Source organism: Lentzea sp. NPDC037011 (assembly GCF_055607425.1).
On sequence record NZ_JBVJRT010000003.1, the window covers coordinates 689,863 to 709,309 of the forward strand.

A 19,447-nucleotide genomic window follows, 5' to 3' on the forward strand; every position below is an offset into this window, starting at 1 on the left:
GTTACGACGGGTGAGCAGCCAGGAGGCGCGGTACGAGGAGTTCTTGCCCGAAACCGAGGGAGTCACGATCGGGGATCGCGTCGGGCGAGAACCAGCGGAAGTCGATGGCCTTCCCGCGAGGACGCGGGTCACCCGACATGACACAGGTGTAGGTGAGGGCGACGGCGTGCTTGCGGGGGTCGAAGAACTCGCCGGTGTCCGGATCGGGGAAGTACTCCACCACTTCCTTCAGCTCCAGGGTGTCGAGGTCGAGTGAGACCCGGTCACCCAGCGCCCAGTCGAAGACCCTCTCGACGGCGTTCGGCAGTGGTTCGCCGTGCTGGACCCCGCCGCCCACGAGGCACCACCGACGGCGGCCCCAGAAGGTGTCGCGGAGCATCAACCCCACCAAGCGCTCCGGCCCGGGGTGGATCGGCAGCACGTCGACGCACAGGATCGGGATCTTCTTGGTGATCTCGTCGTACTCGGCCTCGGGAATCCACTTTCCCTTGGCGGAAGAACTGCTGCTCATGACGTCATTCCTCGATGGGTGTGCTTGCCGGAAGCCATGCGGCGGGAACGCCGATGTCCACAGAGGACACTGGAACGAGAGTGGCCGGACCCTGCTCGTTGAGCAGTGGCCCGATGGGGACTTCCTGCTCCGCCGCGTCCGCCTCGGTTCGCGTGCTCCGGATCCGGCGCTCGATGGCGGCCTTGATCTCGTCGGTCCTCAGCTTCAACGGGCCGACCCAGCAGGGCAGGAGCTGCTCGGGCTCGGCTTCGTCGCAAGGGAGTTTTTCGACCCAGCTGCCGCTCGGGGTCAGGTACGTGAACCGCTCGGCTTCGGCAGGACGCATCAGCACGACACCGACTGCCGGAGCGGCGGCCTGCGCGATCTTCTCCGTGTCCCGGACGGACACCACGTTGTCGCCGAGGAGGACCTGGACCTCGGGCGAGGTGACAAGTCGAAGACCCGTGAGGAGCGCGTCTCCTGGTCCGTTCGGCTGACGCTGGAGGACGATCTCCGCCGGGAGGTCGCCCAGCACCTGGCAGAGGAGCAGCGCGTTCTCCGGGGCGGCGACGATCACGATCCGCCCACTCGAGATGCGCAACGCCGTCCGGACGAGCCGGCGGATGAGGGGTTCGCCATCAACGATGACCAACGGCTTGAAATAAGGCGGTGTGATGTCCTTGAGTCTGCTGCCGCGTCCGGCGGCGAGGATCACGACATCCATGCCGTGCTGATCTCCTTGATCAACTCTGCCTCGGTCTGGTCGCGGAAGTGCACCAGTTTCCACGTGCTTCCTCCGGTGACCTTGACGCCCAGGTCGTGGTTGTCGTCGACGTACACGCCACCCGCAGGGGAAATCCCGTCGAGCGCTCTTCGTTTGCCCGTGCTGTCCAGATCGGTTCCGGCCAGGAACCCGCTCAACGACGGATCGGCGGAGTCGAGCGTCCTCCGCACGACTTCGCGGGTGCCGGAGGTGATGAACTTGACGGTCCATCCGCGGGAGTGCAACGCGCGGGCGGCTTCAGCGCCCGCGAGTGTGGCGACCCTGCTCTTGCTGAGCAGATCGAGGTGGGCCTGGGTTTTCTGGTCGTGGACAGCCTGGGCGCGCAGGAGGTCTCCTCCGCAGAGCTCGGGAAGCCAAATGCGCCATGAACTGCCCCAGAGCCGGTCGGGCAGCTCGATGCCGACCTCGGCATAGGCTCGCCGCACGATCTCCCGGGTGTCGACCAGCACCCCGTCGATGTCGAACACCGCTACAGCCGACATGTCGCCGCTCCGATCAAGCTGTCCACGCATTCCTCCAGGAGGTGCTTCGCCTTCCGGGCCGAGACGTACACCATCGAACGGAGGAGGTGCACGATTCCGAAGTACAGAGCGGCGGTCAGGTCGTCGTGCGACAGTTCCGCCATCGAAATGACCACGTCGAGCGGGACGTCGTCGGGCGCCGGCAGTTCGTAGGTCACCCGCTCGTATCCCACGCAGGACTGGAAAATCCGGCCGACGTCCAGGGCGACCACGTCGGGAAGGCCCGGGGTCGACGGGATCGGATCGGTCAAGACCATCGAACCGTCGCGAGCGAAAAGAACGTTGTCGAAGATCGGATCACCATGGGTGAGACCCCGGGAAAGTCGATCCCATTCTATTCGGTCGCGAAGCTGGTCGAACACGTCTCTCCTGCGCCCGGTCAGCGGTGCCGTGATAGGGGACAGGCGATCGGCATGTGCCGCCTCGTCGAACTCAGCCTCTGGTGTCCGGTGCCAAAGACTGGTTTGCAGCAGCTGGACGATGGACGTCGCAAGCTTCCGGCCGTCGAGCAGCTCAAGGGGGACCGTGTCGAGCCGCTCCATGGTGTACCCCCACCGCGCGTTGTTCCGGAAAACACCGTGAACCTTCGGCAGGGCTTGATTGCTGTGTCGTAAAATCCACTCGCCTTGAGCGACAACACGGCTGCCGAGCGCGGTGTTCGGCGGACCGTACTTGATCACCTGGTCTTGGAGTTCCGGTGCGATGTCCGCGCCCGATCGGCCCCGCTGGTCCGGCACACGGCAATGCGGCTCCGGTCCCGGTGAACTTGATGACCCGTAAGTCTCCATGATCCTGCGTACTGCTGCCGGCTCGCGTGCTGCGGTGTTCAATCATGACTCCGTGCTTGCGGGAGTCCAGGCTGCTGCCCGGTGTCCGTCTTTCGACTATTTCAAAGTTCCGGGCGGTCGCCAGCGAAGTCTTGTCTTGCTACCCCTCTGTGCTCGTTCCGTTGCCCTTCTTGCTCGGATCGCCGATGGGGCCGGACCGCGATCCGCGGTTTCGTCCTTTTCGTTGTCGAGGTCCCGCAACCGGCACCGACGCCGACACGGTCCGCCGCCGGGAACTGCTCGAACCCGCTGCGCACCAGGGCAAGCCGCTGCACGTGCCCGGTGCGGTCACAGCGACGCGAGCCGCTGCTCCAGCGCGTCGGCCTCCGCGAGCCCGCGCCCGCGGAACACCTCCAGCGCCTGCGTCCACGCCTGCCGCGCCCCCGTCCGGTCGCCCTCGGCGGCGAGCACGCCGCCGAGGCGTTCCAGCGTGACCGCCGCCTCGAAGTGGTGGCCGACCTTCCAGAACATGTCCGCGGACTCCCGGTAGGCGACGGCGGCCTCGGCGGGTGCGCCGCGCTGCTCGTGGATGTAGCCGATGCTGTCGAGGGTCTCGCCGACGCCCGCCCAGCGGCCGGCCGCGCGGTGGATCGGCACGGCAGCCGCGCAGTGGGCGAGCGCCTCCCCGTACTCGCCGAGGTTGGCGCAGATCCAGCCGAGGTTGTTCAACGCCAAGGCCTCCACGCCCGGCTCGCCGGAGGCCCGGTAGAGCTCCAGGCCGGTGCGCGCGTGCTGCTTGGCCCGCCGGTAGTCGCCCTGCTGGCCCCAGACGCGGGCGAGCACCAGCTGGGCGTGGCCCTCGGAGAGGGGGTCGCCGAGGGCGGCGCTGGTCGCCGCCGACTCCTCCAGGTGGGCGAGGGCCTCGGTGTTCAGGCCGGCGCGGGCGCACATGTGACCGAGGGTGTGCAGCAGGCGGGCCGTGATCGACTGCTCCCCGGCGCTCTTCGCGGCGGCGACGGCGAGGCGCAGCACCTGCAGCGGCTCGGCGCGGTGGCCCTGCTGCCAGTGGTAGGACGTGGTGGTGGAGGCCAGCGCCCACACCCGGCGGTGCCAGCCGTGGTCGGCGGCGATGCGCTGCACCGCGAGGACCATGGCGTGCTCGGCGTCGAACCACGCGAGCGCGGACTGCTTGTCCGCCAGCGGGACCGGCACCACACCGGGTGCCGGGTCGGGCAGGTCGTAGGGCGGCCGGTCGGGTTCCAGCAGCCGTTCGCCGATGTGCGCGGTGTGCAGGTAGAGGTCGACCAACCGGGTCAGCGCGGCCTCCCCGCCGGACACGGGCTGTTCGCTGGCGTAGAGGTGGATCAGGTCGTGCATGCGGTAGTGGCCGGGACCGGTGCGCACGACCAGGTGCGCGGCCTCCAGCTCCGCCACCGCGGCCGAGGAGTCCGCCGCGGCCAGCGCGTCCAGCGCGGCGACGCTCAGGTCCACGGCGGGCGCCAGCCCCACCAGTCCGAAGAGGACGGACGCCTGCGTGCTCAACTCCCGGTGCGACCAGGAGATCGTGGCCCGCAGGCTCAGGTCACCGGTGTCCAGCGCGTCCAGCCGGGCCGACCGCAGCTCGGCGGCGATCTCGGCCAAGCGGAGGTTCGTGCGCACGGCGGCACGCGCGGCCACGATGCCCAGCGCCAGCGGCAGACCACCGCAGTGCCGCACGATGTCGGCCATCGCCTCCGGCTCACGCGCGCCCAGCCGGGCCATGAGCAGCTCGAACGCCTCGTCGTCGGTCAGCACGTCCAGCGGCATCGGCACCGCGCCGTGCGTGGCCACCAGCCCGGTCAACGGCTGCCGGCTCGTGACCAGCGTGCGGCACGACGTCGTGCCCGGCAGCAGCGGCTCGACCTGGGCGGTGTCGGCCGCGTTGTCCAGCACCACCAGCATCCTGCGGTCCGCGACCGCGCTGCGGTACATCGCGGCGAGTGTGTCCACGTCGTCGGGCAGGCTGTCCGGCGCGGTGCCCAGCGACGTGAGGAACCCGCGCAGCACCACGGCGGGCGCGGTCGGCGCCGCCGTCGGGTCGAAACCGCGCAGGTTCACGTAGAGCTGCCCGTCGGGGAACTCGCCGGCGTGCCCGTGCGCCCAGTGCAGCGCCAGCCACGTCTTGCCGATCCCGCCAGCGCCCCGGATCGCCGTGATCAGCACGGTGTGCCCGGCCGACAACGCGTCCAGCTCGTGCACCCGGCCCTGGAAGTGCGCCGGTGCCAGCGGGAGCTGCCGCGGCACGTCCCGCGACGGTGCCTCCGCCGGTGACAGCAGCCGCCGGTGCAGCTCCCGCAGCTCCTGGCTCGGGTCCACGCCGAGCTCGTCGACCAGGTGCCGGCGCAGGGTCTCGTAATGAGCCAGCGCCTGTGCCTGCCGTCCGCCGCTGGCGAGCGCCTCGATCAGCTGGTGTGCGACCCGTTCGTCCAGCGGCCTGGCCGCGGCGAGCGTGCTCAACGGCGCCACCAGCTCGGCGTGCCGCCCGAGCCGCAACCGGACGTCGTGGTCGTCCAGCCGCACCGCCAGCCGTTCCCCCTCCAGCGCCTCGCGCACCGCCGCCGCCCACGCCGAGTCCACGCCGGTCAGCGCCTCACCGCTCCACAGCCCGAGTGCCTGCGCCAGCAGATCGGCCCGCACCTGGTCCGGCTGCCCGGCCGAGTCCGCCACCAGCGCGCGGAACCGGTGCAGGTCGATGCACGCCGGATCGGTCCGCAGCACGTACCCGCCCGAACGCCGCGCGAGCTCCACGTCCCGCGCCCCGGCCAGCACGACGCGCAGCCGTGACAGGTAGCTGTAGACGGCGTCGCGGGGCTGCCGCGGCAACCGCTCGCTCCACACCCGTTCGACCAGCGCGTCGGCCGACACCGTCCGGTTCGCGTCCACGAGCAGCGCCGCGAGGACGCACCGCACACGTGCGTGCTTGATCGGTACCGGCTCACCGGCCACCGTGACGCCGACTTCCCCCAGCAGTTGAAACCGTGCTCCCACCGATGCCCTCCCCCCAGTGAGTTCGTGTCTATCAGACCCGTGACAGGTCCGTGCAAGGTCGACCGAGCAATGTTCGCCCCGGCTCGGGTGTCAGAGGGAGGCATCCGGTGGCACTGGGGGCTTTGTCATGCACAGACGTGTCGTTGTCGCGCGCCGTTTTCTCGCTGTTGTGGTCGTGTTGTTGCTCATCGCATCCGGTTCGACCGGTTCGATTCCAGTGTCCATTTTGTCCGGAGCATTGCCCGCGGGCGCGTCGACCGAGGCGCCGCAGCAGGTCAGCGGGACAGCGGACGGCGTGGCGCACGAGGCCCCCAGCGCCGCGGCCGCGCTGACCGGCCCCCGACGCGAACAACCACGACCGCCGGGCGCCGTGGCGGACCGGACAGAACTGTCCAAAGGCGACGCTCACCCCGACGTGGCCGCGCCGCAGCAGGTCACACCACAGCTGACCCGTGGTCCAGCCCTACCGGGCATCGACCCCGCCGCGAAGGAACGCCCCGGTGACCGCACCGCCACCACCGAGACGTTCGACAACCCCGACGGCACCCGCACGCTGCGCCTGCACGGCACACCGGCCAACGTCCGGCAGCCCGACGGCACCTGGCAGCCCGTCGACCTCACGCTCACCCCGCGCGGCGACCGGTGGGAGCCCAAGGCCAGCGCGGTCGGCACCGCCTTCGCCCGCACCGCCACCGGCGCCACGGCCATCGCGTTCGACGAGCGCCACCGCATGGAGTTCACCCTCGACGACGCCGCGGCCTCACCCGGCCAGGTCACCGGCGCGTCGATCACCTACCCGCAGGTCCGCCCCGGCGTCGGCCTGCGCCTGACCGCCCAGCACACCGGCCTGAAGGAAGAACTGGTCCTCGACCGCGCCGACGCCGCCACCACCTACACGTTCACGTTGCGCCTCACCAACCTCGAACCCCGCCTGACCGGCAGCGGCGCCATCGAGCTGCGCGACGGTGACCAGGTCATCGGTGTCATCCCGGCCGGCTTCATGGACGACGCCGCGGGCGCGCGCTCGACCGGCGTCCGCTACCGCCTGTCCACAGTGGACAAGGGCTGGCGGCTGGAGGTCGGCCTGGACCAGGCCTGGCTGCACGACCCGGCCCGCGCCTACCCGGTCGTCGTCGACCCGTCGGCCGCGCAGTTCAACGCCAACGCGGACGACCTGTACGTCCAGAAGGGCCTGAACCCCGGTGCCGGGGCGGAGGAGCTGCGCACGGGCCGCCTTTCCGGTGGTCCGGCACGGTCCTACCTGCGTTTTTCCGACGCCCTGGGCACGCTGCGCAACCAGTTCGTCCTCGGCGCCTCGCTGAACGTCTTCGCCGTCGAGTCCACCACCTGTGCGCCGCGGTCGGTCTCGGTGTTCGAGGTGACGAGGCCGTGGGACGCGAGCACGACCTGGCCGGGCGCCGACGTCGGTGAGGTGCTGTCCACCAGGTCGTTCGCCCACGGTGCCGCGTGCGGCGGGTCGGCCTGGGAGGCGTTCCCCCTCAACTACGAGCTGATGACGAGGTGGACCCACGGCACGGCGGTGCCGCACGGGTTCGGGCTGCGGGCGTCCGACGAGGCGGACCCCAACGGCATGCGCTTCGGCTCGGCCAACTCGCCGAAGAAACCGTTCCTGGACGTGCGCTACTCACCGGAGGGCGCCGGGTTCGAGGTTCCCGCGATCACGCTGCCCACCGCCGCGACCGCGGGCAAGCTCACCGCGAAGGTCACGAACCTGGGCACCACGACGTGGACGCCCACCAACGGTTTCGAGTTCGGCTACATCATCCAGCAGAACGGCGCGAAGATCCGGACCGCGCGCGGCTGGAAGGCCACCGTCGCGCCGGGGCAGACGAACACCTTCGAGGTGCCGATCGACCCGCTGACCCCCGGTGACTACCGGGTCTTCCTCACGATGTTCACCCCGCAGGGCAACGACTTCTTCGTCGCCCACGAGGTCCCGTACGGCGAGTTCGCGCTGAAGGTGAACAACGTCGCGCCCACGTCGAACCTGCAGCAGCCCGGCGCCGGCGCCGTCGTGGAGACGCTCACCCCGACGCTGTACGCGGAAGGCACCGACCCGGACGGCTGGCCGGGCAAGGGGCTCACCTACCGGTACCGCGTCTGCTCCGATCCCGATCTCACGCGCGACTGCCAGGAGTCGGGCTGGACCGCCCAGTCGTGGGCGCCGCCGAACCTGTTCTGGGGCCGCACCTACTTCTGGGGCGTCAAGGTCTTCGACACCGTCAACGAGACGCCGTTCTGGGTGAGCGTCAAGGACGGCGTGCGGCTGTCGTTCACCACCCGCGTGCACCAGCCGGAGATCACCTCGCACCTCGCGGGCAGTCCGGACGGCAACGAGGGACCGGGCCTGGACCCGCAGATCGGCAACTACTCGACCGTCGTCACCGACGCGTCCGTGGCCACGGTCGGCCCCGACCTGACGATCACCCGCACCTACAACAGCCTCGACCCGCGCCGTGACACCGCGTTCGGCGCCGGGTGGGCGTCACGGCTCGACATGCGGCTGCGCCACGACGACGACCGGTCCGGCAACGAGGTGCTGACGTTCCCGACCGGGCGGCAGGTGCGCTTCGGCCGCAACCCCGACGGCGGCTACGCCTCCCCGCTCGGCCAGAACGTGGATCTGGTGCACCGCACGGACACCGGCACCTACACGATGCGCGACGTCTCCGGCAGCCGCTGGACGTTCGACCAGCTCGGCCGGCTGATCACCATCACCGACCCGGCCGGGCTCACCGAGACGCTGTCCTACGACACCTCCGACCGGGTCTCGGTGATCACCAACGACGTCAGCAAACGCGCTCTGCGCATGACCTGGCAGGGCACGCACGTCACGGCCGTCACCGCGGGCGGCGACCAGACCTGGACCTACACCTACGACGGCGACAAGCTGACCAAGGCGTGCGCGCCGGGAGCGGCGCCGAACTGCACCACCTACGGCTACCAGCAGGGTTCGCACTACCGCAGCACCGTGCTCGACAACAAGCCCCGCGCGTACTGGCGGCTGGGCGAGACCGGCGGTGACACCGTCGGCAACGCCGTGGCCCGCCGCGACGGCGCGGACGCGGGCAAGCAGCACGGTGTGCTGTTCGGCGGTACCGGAGCGCTCGGCGGCACGGCGGACAAGGCCGGCACGTTCGACGGCAACAGCAGCTACGTCACGCTGCCCGAGCAGCTCACCACCTCGACCATGTCGCTCGCGGTCGAGCTGTGGTTCAAGACCGGCGGCCAGGGCACCCTGCTGAGCTACTCCGACCAGGCGTTCCCCGCCGGCGGCAAGTCGACGCCCATCCTGTACGTGGGCACGGACGGCCTGCTGTACGGCGGTTTCTCGTTGCGCGACACCGGCGGGCCGCGTCAGATCGTGAGCACGCGGCAGGTCGACGACGACAGGTGGCACCACGTGGTGCTGTCCGCGGCGATCGACCGGCAGGTCATGTACGTCGACGGCGTCGCGGTGGGCCAGGAGCTGCTCGGGTTCGTCGACCACCGCGGACAGGGCCGGTTGACGCTCGGCGCGGGTAACGCCAAGGGCTGGCCCGCCACCAACGGCGGCGACTTCTACTTCTCCGGTGCCATCGACGAGGTGGCGCTCTACCAGCACACCATCGGCTCGCTCGCGGCCGCCACGCACTTCCGCGCGGGCGGGCCGGCCGAGCAGCTGAGCAAGGTCGAGCTGCCGCAGGACCAACGCCGGTTCGCGGCCCTGACCTACGACGACGTCTTCGACCGGGTGCGCACGCTCACCGACCACGGCGGCCGCCTGTGGACGCTCGACACCCCGGTGGTGCTCGACGCCGTCCGGACCGTCACGACGCGCGGCCCGTCCGGCTACGGCGACTGGACCTACGCGTTCGACGTCGACAACGGCGGCCGGCTCACCTCGCGGACCCACGACGGGGAAGTCTCGCGCTACGAGTACAACACCGCCGGGTTCCCGTCCGCGTCCGTCGACGAGAACGGGTTCCGCACCGAGCAGACCACCGACGAACGCGGCAACGTGCTGAGCCGCAAGACCTGCCGCACCGCCGGTTCGTGCAACACGGAGTACTTCACCTACGTCAAGTCCGACGTGGTGCTGGACCCGCGCCGCGACAAGCTGGAGTCCTCTTCGGACGCCCGCTCGTCCGGACCGGCCGACATCCGGTACCGGACCTCCTACACCTATGACACCGCCGGTCGGCCACTGCGGGTCACCCGCCCGCTCCCGGCCGGGCACACGACCGCGCCGACCGAGTCGACGACGTACACGACCGGCGCGGAGGACGCCGCGGGCGGCGGCAAGGTGCCCGCCGGCCTGCTGCTGACCAGCACCGGGCCGCGCGGCGAGCTGACCAGGCGGGTCTACCGCGCCAACGGCGACCTCGACGAGCTGACCGGACCGACCGGGCTGCGCACGCGCTACGGCTACGACCAGTTCGGCCGCCAGACCACCGAGTCGCTGGTCAACAGCGGCGACGGTGCCCTGGGCACGACCACCTACGAGTACTCGCCGCGCTCCGAGGTCGTGAAGGTGACCGCACCGGGCGTTCGCAACGAGGTCACCGGCGTCACGCACACCGCGGTGACGGCGCACCGCTTCGACGGCAACGGGAATCTGGTCGAGACCACCCTGTCCGACAGCACCGGCGGTGATCCGGCGCGGTCGACGAAGTACGGCTACGATGCGGCGGACCGCCTGTCCCGCATCGAGTTCGCCGACGGTGGGGTCGAGGAGCGGTCGTACCCCGACAACGGCCTGACCCAGGTCGTGAAGGACGTGCGCGGAACGTCGTGGTCCGACCGCTACGACGAACGCGGCCGGCTGCTGTCCCGCGCCGCCTCCGGTCCCGGTGTGAACCCGGAGGACCCGGCCGCCACCTCGATGACACTGGAGGCGCGGGCCTACGACCCGGCCGGCCGGCTGGCCTCGGTCACGGACGCCATGGGCCGGCTGACCTCCTACAGCTACTACGACGACGACCTCCTCGCGAACGTGCGCCGCACCGTCCAGGGCCGCAGCGTCACCCTCGACGAACGGGCCTACGACCCGGCCGGCCAGCTGACCGAGCAGACCACGGCGGGCGGGCGCAGGACGACGTTCACCCACGACGCGGCGGGCAACGTCGTGACGGCCGCGTTCGACCCGGCCGGGCTGAACCGCGTCACCACCAACCAGTACGACCTCGGCGGCAACGTCACGCGCACCGAGCTGCGGGGCGCGGCAGACCCCACGCGGGTCGAGACGACGGTCTTCGGTTACGACGCCGCGGGTCTGCAGGTGCGCGAGGACGCGTTCCTCGACGGTTCCACCACCGTCTCGGCGTCGGTGGACCGCGACGAGCGCGGTCTGGTCCGCAGCTCGACGGACCGGCGCGGCATCACCACGTTCTACGACTACGACCTCGCCGGTCAGCTGGTGCGCACGACGCACCCCGCGGCCGACGCGTGGGTCGCGGGTGTCCGCACGACCGGCTTCAGCCGTGCGGAGGTGCTGGGCCACAACGCCTTCGGTGAGGTCACGCAAACGCGGGACGGCTCCGGGAACGTGACCACGACCGTGCGCGACCTGATGGGGCGTGCGGTGTCCGGTGCGCTGCCGGACTACACACCGGCGGGCGAGCAGCCGATCAAGGGTGCCGGCACGCGCACCGAGTACGACCACGCCGGCAACCCGGTCAAGACGACCGATGCGTTGCAGCGCACCACCTCGCGGACGTTCGACCCGTACGGCCGCGTGTCGACCGTGACGCTGCCGCAGGTCGGCTCCTCGCCGAGCGTGCTGTCGTCGCGGTACTCCAAGAACGGCGAGCTGCTGCTCAGCACGGACGCCGGCGGTGCGCAGACGTCGTTCACCTACGACGAGCTCGGCCGCCGGGTCACCGTGACGCAGGCGGACCGCACGCAGTCGGGAACCCTCTACTACACGACCCGCACGGGCTACGACGACGCCGGCAACGCGGTGTCCGTGGAGACGCCGCAGGGCAACGTCTCCACGGCGGCCCACAACGCGGCGGGCGAGGTGACCTCCAGCACCGACGCCACGTCCCGTGCGATCAGCTACGGCTACGACATCGCCGGCCGGCGGAGCTCCGTCACCGACGCGACCGGGCTCACCACCACGACGTCGTTCGACCTGCTGGGCCGGGCGGTGCGGACCGCGCAGTCCGTCGCCGGGCAGGAGAAGCGCGCCTCGGTCACCGACTACGACCCCAACGGCAACGTGACCGCGACCCGCAGTGCCGAGGACCGGCTCGTCACCTACGGCTACGACGCGCTCGACCGCGTCGTCCGGCAGACCGAACACGTCTCCGCGACCAAGCAGGTCGTCACGACCACCGGGTACGACGCGCTGGGCAACCGCAGCCGGTTCGTCGACGGCCGCGGCAACGCCACCACCTACACCTTCACGCCGTGGGGCCTGCCCGAGTCGGTCGTCGAACCCGGTGGTGCCACCTGGACGTCGTCCTACGACGCCGGGGGACAGGCGGTCCGGCTGGCGAAACCCGGTGGCGTCGAGGTGACCCGCACGTTCGACGCGCAGGGCAGGGTGACGCTGGAGAAGGGCTCCGGTGCCGAGTCCGAGACCGCCGACCGCACCTTCGGCTACGACGCCGCGGGCAGGCTCGCCTCGGCCGGATCAGACCTCTACCGCTACGACGACCGCGGCAACCTGCTGACCGCGCGCGGCCCCGGCGGTGACACCACCTACACCTACAACGGCGACGGCACGGTCGCGAGCCGCACCGACGCCTCCGGCACGGCCGCGTTCGGTTACGACAAGGCCGGCCGGCTGACGTCGGCGGCCGATGCCCTGACCGGCCGCACCGCCGACTACGGCTACGACAAGGCAGGCCGCACCGCCTCGGTCGCGGACCGCGCGCTCGGCGGCTACACCGTGCGGCGCATGGCCTACGACGAGCTCGGCCGGCTCGTCTCCGACCAGGTGCAGCAGACCATCGACGTCGGGGTGCCGCCGCGGGTGCTGCTCGGCACCACGTACGGCTACGACCGCGACAACCAGGTGACGGCCAAGAACGCCGACACCTACGGCTACGACGGCGCCGGCCGCCTGACGTCGTGGACCGACCAGGCCGGCAAGGCCACCGCCTACGGCTGGGACGACGCCGGCAACCGGACGTCCGCGGGCGACCGGACGTTCGCCTTCGACGCCCAGAACCGGCTGACCTCCGGCGACGGGGTCACCTACGACTACACGGCGCGCGGCACGCTGTCCTCGCAGACCCGTGACGGCGTGGTGAACAGCTCGTCGTTCGACGCCTTCGACCGGCTCACCGCGATGGGTGCGGCCCGCTACACCTACGACTCGCTGGACCGGGTGGCCGCGCGCAACGGCACCGGGTTCCGCTACCTCGGACAGACCAACGAGGTGGTGTCCGACGGTGCGCGGACGATCAGCCGGTTGCCGGACGGGTCGGCGTTCTCCGACAAGGGCACCGGTACCGCGCGGATGCTCTACGCCGACAGCCACGGCGACGTGGTGGGCCGGTACCTGAGCAACACCGTGGACGGCAGGCGGTCCTTCGACCCGTTCGGTGCGGTGACCTCGTCGTCGGGTGACACGGCCTCCGTCGGCTTCCAGGGCGACTGGACCGACTCCGGCACCGGCGCGGTGAACATGTCGGCGCGCTGGTACCTGCCGGAGACCGGCCGGTTCGCCAGCAGGGACGACTGGACGCTCGACCCGACGCCGTCCTCGGCTGCCAACCGGTACGCCTACGGCAACAGCAGCCCGCTGTCCGGAGTGGACGAATCGGGCCACGACATGGCGCAGTGCCTGTACAACGTGGGCAAGGACGTGAAGACCCCGTGGGACGCGTTCTGGGAACCGATCAAGCACACGCTCTTCGACTCCGACTGCGCCGGGCGGCTGGCAAACGGGGAATGCCCCCGGTACGGCTGCTACAACGCCAAGGCCGGTGGTGACGAGGACCCGATCCCGGTGGGCCGCAACTGCAGGTACTACATCGGCGGGTGCAACCGGGGTGGGCAGAAGGTCGCGCCGCCTCCGCCACCCAACTGCCGGCAGAAGAAGACGTGCGTGGCCGGTCCCGGTGGGTACAAGGGACCCGGCGCGCGCAAGCCGAAGCCGATCTCCAGGCCCGCACCGCCGCCCCCGCCGCGCTGGTGGACCGACCTGCACAAGCCCGCGTTCCGGCCACCACCCGGCGGCACCGTCGTGCGGCCGCCGACCTCGTACGACCCGACCAGCCCGCTGACCGTCATCACCGACCTGGCGAACACCCTGATCGACATCGCGACCAAGGTGACGCCGACCGTGGTCGACATCGTCGGTGACCTGATCGGCCAGCCGTACGACGCGGTGATCGGCGCCGACGAGAAGCGCAAGCCCGACGAGGAGGGCTGTCTCGAAGGCGATCCGGGAGTCGCGGTCAACGAGGTGTTCAACGACGAGATGGAGGACATCAAGAACTGGACCGGACCCTACGCGGGCAAGAGCCGCGGCTGGCCCGCTCAGCGCGCGACCGCGGGCACGGTGTGCCTGACCGACCTCAAGCCCAAGGGGCCGCGCTACGAGCAGAAGCCGGTCGGCTACGTGCACGGGCAGCACAACAAGAGCCACCTGATCGGCTACCAGTTCTTCGGCAAGGGCGGACGCGAGAACATCGTGCCGCTGGACGCCGACGTGAACCAGACGGACATGCTCGGCGTGGAGAACGAGATCGCGGACGCGGTCAGGAGCGGCCAGCGGGTCTTCTACCGCGTCGAGGCGATCTACGCCCGGCCGGAGGACGCGGTGCCCTCCGCCATCGACATCTACGCCGTCGGGGACAAGGGCTTCGCCTGTGGCCAAAGGATCTTCAACCCGCACCCGGCGTCCGGCTACCCAAGGGGAAAGCTCAATGGCACACGACCCACGTGTTGACGAACTGGCCGCACTGGTCGGTTGGCAGGGCACCGTCGACGCGGACGAGGCGGTGCGGGACGTGGAACGCACGCTCGGCATCGGCCTGCCGCCGGACTTCCACGCGCTGGTGAACCGGTTCCCGACCGGGTACTTCAGCTCGTTCGTCACGGTGCCCTCGCCGGTGCGGCTGGCCAACGGGAACTCGCCGTTCCTGTGGGAGGCGCAGGACGCACTGGCCGTCCTGCGCGAGGCGGCGGACACCGCGCATCCGGCGTACCCGGCGCCCGGCGGCCTGCTGCCGTGGGCCAGCAGCACCGAGGGGCACGTCTTCTTCTGGCGCACCGGGGACGAGGACCCGGCGCGCTGGCCGACGGTGTTCTGCGACGACGAGCTCACCGGCTGGGGCGAGTACCCCGGTACGGCGTCGGAGTTCCTGCGCGATGTGCTCACCGGCCGGTTCACCCACGAGTTCTTCGACCCCTGCCTGCAGGGCGTCGAACCCGACTTCGAGCCCGAACAACGAGAAGGAAACGCATGAACCGCATGAGACGCGTGGTCGTGGGAGGTGTCGCGCTGCTGCTGGGGACGGCGGGCGTGGCAACGGTTCCGACGGCCGCCACAGCCGACGTCCCGCAGTCGATCAGCGCTCCACGGCCCGGTGAGGCGGTCCCGAAGGACCGCGACGGCAAGGTCCTGCTCTACGTCGACGGCCGCGACCAGAAGGCCGTCCGCACGGCGGTCACCAAGCTCGGCGGCGAGGTCACCGCCACCCAGGGTTCACGCGCGCAGGTCGCCGTCCCGCAGGACAAGGTGGCGGCGCTGGGCAAGGAGCAGTCCATCGTGGAGGTGAAGCGGCCGGAGCGGGCGATCCCGATGGCCGTCACCTCCGAAGGCGTGCAGGCGTCGGGGGTCGACGGCTGGATCAACGCGGGCAAGAAGGGGCAGGGCGTCAAGGTCGGCGTCATCGACGTCGGCTTCGCCGGACTCGGCGACGCGCAGCAGGAGGGTGAGCTGCCGGCGAACGTCGCCGTCGACAACTCCGGCTGCCACGACGCCACCAGGTCGTCGAGCCACGGCACCGCCGTGGCCGAGGTGGTGCACGACATGGCACCCGACGCGCAGCTGTTCGGGGCGTGCGTCGACGGGCCGCTCGACTTCGAGAACGCCACGAACTGGTTGCGGCAGCAGGGTGTGCAGGTGATCACCGCCGCCATCGGGTTCCTCAGCTCCGGGCGCGGTGACGGCACCGGCGAGGCCGGCAGTCCCGCCGACGTGGTCCGCAAGGCCCGCGAGGCGGGTGTCACGTGGTCCGTGGCGGCCGGCAACCTGGCGCGCGACCACTTCGCCGGCAACGCGGTGGACGCCAACGGCAACGGGTTCGTCGAGTTCGACGGCACCGCGCAGAACAACGGGTTCAACGTCGCGGCCGGTGTCACGACCACCGTGGCGTTGCGGTGGGACGGCTGGCCCAGGACGAACGAGGACCTCGACCTCTACGTCATGTCGCAGCCCAAGGCGCCGACCGGTCCCACCGACTCCGCGGTCGTGGCGGCGTCGACGACCAACCAGCGCGACGTCTCGGGTGGTGCACGGCCGACCGAGGAGGTGACGTTCACCAACTCCTCCGGGGCGGCGCAGTTCTACTACCTGTACGTGCGCAACCACAACGCGAAGTTCACCACCCGGCTCGACCTGTTCGTGTCGGGGCCGAGCGACCCGTTGCAGTACAACACCCCGGCCGGCAGCGTCACCGAGCCCGCCACCTCGCCGTACGTCATGGCGGTCGGCGCGACCCGGCCCGGCAGCGGCACCCTGGAGAACTACAGCGGCCAGGGCCCGACGATCGACGGCCGGCTCAAGCCCGACCTCACCGGGTTCGCCGGCGTCAGCACCTCCACCTACGGCGGCCAGAACCTCAGCGGCACCTCCGCGGCAGCGGCGCACGTCGCGGGTGCGGCGGCGTTGCTGAAGTCCGCCAACCCTCAGCTCGACGCCGCGCAGATCCAGACGGCGCTGCAGACGCGCACCAACCCGCGCAAGTCCGACAACCAGTGGGGCACCGGAGTTCTCGCGATGGGCACACCGGACACCGTTCCGGTCGTGACCGGGTCCGGGTACACGCCGTTCCCGAAGGTCTCGGTGATCCAGGGCAGGGCGTTCGCGGCCGGCGAGGTCTTCACCCTGCCGATCCCGGACATCCCCACCGACACCACCGCGGTGGCGCTCAACATCTCACTGCGCACCAACCCGGCGTCGGGTGCGGTCGACGTGCCCAGCGGGCTTGACGTGTTCCCGGAGAACTCCTCGACCAGCAAGGCCACGACGCTGCGCGTGCAGCCCGGTGACGGCTGGGTCAACGCCCTGGTGATCGCCAAGCTCGGCGCCGACCGCGCCGTGCGGCTGCGTGCCGGTGCGGGACCGGTGTTCGACAACGTCGACCTGCTCGGCTACTTCAGCCCGAACAGCGCCTCGACCTACTTCCCGCAGCACAGCCCGGTCCGGGTGCTCGACACCCGCGGCCTGAACGGCGGCCCGCGCACCACCCCGCTCGGTCCCGGCGAGGTCGTGACCGTGAAAGCCCGTGGCGCCAACGGTGTCCCGGACAACGCCACGGCGGTCGCGGTCAACCTCACCGCCGTCGAGTCGACCCTGGGCACCGCGATGGGCCTGTTCGGCACGGAGAACGGCGGCACGGCGCTGAGCGCCAACCGCACCGAACGCCGCTCCAACGCCTCCATCGTCGCCATCGGCGAGGACGGCAACATCCGGCTGCGCAACAGCACCGGCCGCGCGCATGCCGTGCTCGACGTCGTCGGCTGGTTCGCCGCCGGTGCCGGTGGCAAGTACGTCCCGCTCGACGAGCCGGCCCGCATCGCCGACACCGCGACGGGCAGCCAGCGCACCGGCCCGCTCGGCGAGGGCGAGACCGCGCGGTTCCAGGTCACCGGCCTCGCCGGAGTCCCGGCCACCGCCACCGCCGCTGTGCTGATGCCGTCGGCCGCCGAGAACCTGCTCGGCACCGAGGTGTCGGTGGCACCGGCCGAGATCGGCTGGTCGCCGGTGACGAACCTGGCCGTGAAGCAGCGCGGCCGGTCGTCCTCGACCGTGCTGACGCCGCTGGGCGCGAGCGGCAAGGTGGCCGTGCGCAACGAACGCGGCAACGCCCAGTTCGCGCTGGACGCCCAGGGCTACTTCCTCGGCGGCACGCAGTTCACCGACGACGGCGCGTGCGCGCTGCCGGTCGGTGAGGCCGGGTACACCAGCATGTTCGACGGCAGGGCGGAGACGAACCTGTCGGCGTGGCGGGTCGCGGGCACGACCCCGTTGTCCGTCAACGGGTGTGAGCTGCAGACCACCGAGGGCAACGACGTGTCCTGGTACGCCGCGCACTCGTTCGGCAACGACTACACGGTGAAGTTCGACTTCCGCGGCAACCAGTCGCTGGCGCGGACCGGCCTGTTCGTGATGTTCCCCGACCCCGGTACCAACCCGTCCGTGCCGCGCGGCAACGGCGTGGAGGTCGAGATCGGCACCGACGGCAGCGCCGGCTCGATCACACCGGGCAAGGCGCGCAGCGGCGAGGCCCCGTCACCGGGCAACTGGCACACCGCCGAGGTGACGGTCGCCTGGAACACGGTCATCGTCAAGATCGACGGCGCGGAGGTCAACCGCCACACCGTCACCGACGCCGGACGGGCGTACGTCAACAGCTTCATCGGCTTCAAGAACGACGGTGAGTACCGCACCACGTACCTGCGCAACCTCCGCGTCAAGAACAACACCGCGGTGCGCAACGGCGAGATCAGGGGCGTCAACGACCGCTGCCTCGACGTGCCCGGCTACGACCCCAACGTCGCCGAGCTGCAGATGTGGGACTGCAACAACTTCCCCAACCAGCGCTGGACCACCACCGTCGACGGCCTGGTCACCAACGTCGGCAAGTGCCTCGGCGCGCAGAACAACGGCACCGCCGCCGGAACCGCCGTCGTGCTGGTGGCGTGCGCACCGGGCGAGTACTCCCAGCAGTGGGTGGTGCGCCCGGACGGCGCACTGGTCAACGTCCGATCCGGACGGTGCCTGACGCCGGCGACCACCGACCGTTCGGCTGCGTTGCGGCTGCAGGACTGCGCGGCGCGGTCGGACCAGGTCTGGCGGCTGCCCGACCAGCACGGCCAGCAGGGTGCACTCGTCAACGCCGCGTCCGGTCGGTGCCTGGACATCGCGAGCGGCGACCCGCGCACCAACAAGGCCCAGTCGTGGGACTGCTACGGCAACGCCGCGCAGCAGTGGGCGATCACCGGTGACGGCCGGATCACCAGCAGCGGCAAGTGCCTCGACATCGTCAACGCCGCCACGACCGCCGGCAGCGCGGTGAACCCGTTCGACTGCAACGGCCAGCCCAACCAGCAGTGGCAGTCACGGCCGGACGGCACCATCGTCAACCCGGCGTCCGGCCGCTGCCTGACCGCGGCCGGCACCGCCAACGGCGCCGGACAGTCCATCCAGGACTGCACCGGGGCACCGGCGCAGGTCTGGCGGCTCAGCGCGCAGACGCAGTGGGTCGGCAACCTCGTCGGCATGGGCAAGTGCGCCGACATCAAGGGGGAGAACCCGGCCAACGGCACGGTGTGGCTGTGGCAGTGCTTCGGCCCGCAGGGCGAGACCTGGGCGGCGATCGGCGACGGCGCCATCCGGTCCATGGGCGCGTGCCTCGACATCGGCGCACTGCCCAACGGCACCCCGACCGTGGTGGCCACCTGTCACAACGGCTTGAGCCAGCAGTGGACCACCCGCCCGGACGCCACGTTCGTCAACGTCGAGGCCTCGCGCTGCCTGGACGTGTACGCGGGACTCGTCGACAACGGCACGAAGATCCAGATCTACGACTGCGTCGGCACGCCGCAGCAGCGGTGGTCGGTGCCGCTCAGGGCGAGCTAGCAGAACAGGCGGCAGTGGGCGGCGGGATTC

Annotated in this window: 8 protein-coding genes; 3 read left to right on the top strand and 5 right to left on the bottom strand. The window is 70.8% G+C overall.

The genetic code is table 11. The features are described 5' to 3' along the window. Window position 1: 1 nt before the first annotated feature. The 5 genes from ACZ7CH_RS11635 to ACZ7CH_RS11655 all read right to left on the bottom strand — a co-directional run bounded on the left by ACZ7CH_RS11635 (window position 2) and on the right by ACZ7CH_RS11655 (window position 5,589). Window positions 2-511 (bottom strand): DUF4916 domain-containing protein, encoded by a 510-nt coding sequence (locus ACZ7CH_RS11635; protein ID WP_470373792.1) that lies wholly within the window; start codon window positions 509-511, stop codon window positions 2-4. 4 nt (window positions 512-515) lie between these two features. Then, on the bottom strand, window positions 516-1,214 hold the full coding sequence (locus ACZ7CH_RS11640) for an NTP transferase domain-containing protein (protein WP_470373793.1): 699 nt from the start codon (window positions 1,212-1,214) through the stop codon (window positions 516-518). Then, complete coding sequence (locus ACZ7CH_RS11645; RefSeq protein WP_470373794.1) at window positions 1,202-1,741, bottom strand: HAD family hydrolase; 540 nt, start codon at window positions 1,739-1,741, stop codon at window positions 1,202-1,204. The genes ACZ7CH_RS11640 and ACZ7CH_RS11645 overlap by 13 nt, the downstream gene beginning before the upstream one ends. 2 nt (window positions 1,742-1,743) lie before the next feature. Then, entirely contained in the window at window positions 1,744-2,625 is an 882-nt protein-coding gene (locus ACZ7CH_RS11650) for a phosphotransferase family protein (protein WP_470373795.1), read from the bottom strand. 285 nt (window positions 2,626-2,910) lie between these two features. Then, window positions 2,911-5,589, bottom strand: coding sequence for an AfsR/SARP family transcriptional regulator (locus tag ACZ7CH_RS11655; protein ID WP_470373796.1), 2,679 nt, complete (start codon window positions 5,587-5,589; stop codon window positions 2,911-2,913). A 226-nt stretch (window positions 5,590-5,815) separates the two neighbouring features. Between ACZ7CH_RS11655 and ACZ7CH_RS11660 the strand changes: the two genes are divergently transcribed. Genes ACZ7CH_RS11660 through ACZ7CH_RS11670 form a run of 3 tightly spaced genes read left to right on the top strand, consistent with a single transcriptional unit; the run spans window position 5,816 to window position 19,417 of the window. Continuing rightward, window positions 5,816-14,497, top strand: coding sequence for a LamG-like jellyroll fold domain-containing protein (locus ACZ7CH_RS11660; RefSeq protein ID WP_470373797.1), 8,682 nt, complete (start codon window positions 5,816-5,818; stop codon window positions 14,495-14,497). Further along, the gene (locus ACZ7CH_RS11665; protein ID WP_360388792.1) at window positions 14,475-15,017 is read left to right on the top strand and encodes an SMI1/KNR4 family protein; all 543 of its coding nucleotides are present in this window, start codon (window positions 14,475-14,477) and stop codon (window positions 15,015-15,017) included. The genes ACZ7CH_RS11660 and ACZ7CH_RS11665 overlap by 23 nt, the downstream gene beginning before the upstream one ends. Beyond that, window positions 15,014-19,417, top strand: a complete 4,404-nt coding sequence (locus ACZ7CH_RS11670) for a ricin-type beta-trefoil lectin domain protein (protein WP_470373798.1) — start codon at window positions 15,014-15,016, stop codon at window positions 19,415-19,417. The genes ACZ7CH_RS11665 and ACZ7CH_RS11670 overlap by 4 nt, the downstream gene beginning before the upstream one ends. The last annotated feature ends 30 nt before the right edge of the window (window positions 19,418-19,447 follow it).

Bases quoted from the DNA above. Each gene is read 5' to 3' on its own strand.
- ACZ7CH_RS11670 (WP_470373798.1), top strand. From the start codon at position 15,014: ATGAACCGCATGAGACGCGTGGTCGTGGGAGGTGTCGCGCTGCTGCTG.
- ACZ7CH_RS11640 (WP_470373793.1), bottom strand. From the start codon at position 1,214: ATGGATGTCGTGATCCTCGCCGCCGGACGCGGCAGCAGACTCAAGGAC.
- ACZ7CH_RS11635 (WP_470373792.1), bottom strand. From the start codon at position 511: ATGAGCAGCAGTTCTTCCGCCAAGGGAAAGTGGATTCCCGAGGCCGAG.
- ACZ7CH_RS11665 (WP_360388792.1), top strand. From the start codon at position 14,475: ATGGCACACGACCCACGTGTTGACGAACTGGCCGCACTGGTCGGTTGG.